Here is a 1076-nt window from a genome sequence, read left to right on the forward strand (position 1 = left end):
CTGCGCCGCATCTAGCGCCCTGCCCGAGTAAAAATACTCCACGCTGTTGCCGTTTGGATAGTAAATTTTACTACCACTCTCGTCGCGTCTTTCTGCGCCCTGTCCGCCGCCGCTTTCGTCGTTCCCTTCCGCATCAAATTTACCGCCTTGCGCCGATAAATTCGTATCAAATTTTACGCCGCCATCTGCGTCAGATTTACCCGCCAGTGCCGAAAAATCCTCGCCGCACGCGAGCTTTAGCCCTCCGTCTAGCTCGCTTGCAAGGCGGTTTAGCGTGCCGTCGATACCGTCGATGATGCGCACGTGAGGCGGTAAAATTTCGCGCAAAACGTCCTTAAAATAGTTAAAATGCGTGCAACCAAGCACGAGCGAGCCCAGGCGCTCAAGCTCAAATTTACCCAGCTCCTGGCGCAGATACGCCCGAACCGCGGGCGAGTCAAACTCCAAATCCTGCGCGAACTCCACGAGGCGGGGTAGCGGTAAGCTCCACGTCTCGCACTCTAGCCGTCCCACGAGGCGCGCGAGCTTTTCGCCAGCGATTGTTAGCGGCGTGGCAATGAGCAGCGTCGGGCGCGCGCCGAAGCTATCCGCAGCGAGCTTGACGGCGGGCTCCATGCCGATGACGGGCACGCTAAATGCGCCGCGAAGCTCCGAGACAGCCGCGCTCGTGGCGGTGTTGCAAGCGACAACGACTGCGTCCGCGCCGCGCGAGACCAAAAACTCCACCGCATCGAGGCTCAGCCGCACGATCTCGGCCCTACTTTTCGTGCCGTAGGGGACGTGATCCTCGTCGGCAAAATACAAAAACTCCGCCCCGCTAAACCGCCTCAGAGCCTCGGCTAGCACGCTAAGCCCGCCGATACCCGAGTCAAAAAAAGCTATTTTCAAATCTTTATCCAAGGTTAAATTTTATTCGCGATTATAGCTCAAATTTGCGGCGATTTCGCATTTGAACGCAAATTTGCCTTTTTACGGCAGCTAGACCCGCGCCTTCACCGACATTCAAATTTGACCTTTTTGCTGCTGTTTTTAATCAAATTTGGCGTAAAATCGGTTAAATTTAAAAAGGATTCAAA

The 1076-nt window shown here is 55.0% G+C and carries 1 protein-coding gene; it reads right to left on the reverse strand.

Going from position 1 to position 1076, the window contains the following annotated elements; translation table 11 throughout:
• The coding region (murI, locus tag Q0338_RS10410; RefSeq protein ID WP_298086662.1) for a glutamate racemase at nucleotides 1-888 on the reverse strand (888 nt) is incomplete at its 3' end.
• Nucleotides 889-1076: the final 188 nt, after the last annotated feature.

The organism is uncultured Campylobacter sp., assembly GCF_938018145.1.
Taxonomy (GTDB): Bacteria; Campylobacterota; Campylobacteria; order Campylobacterales; family Campylobacteraceae; genus Campylobacter_A.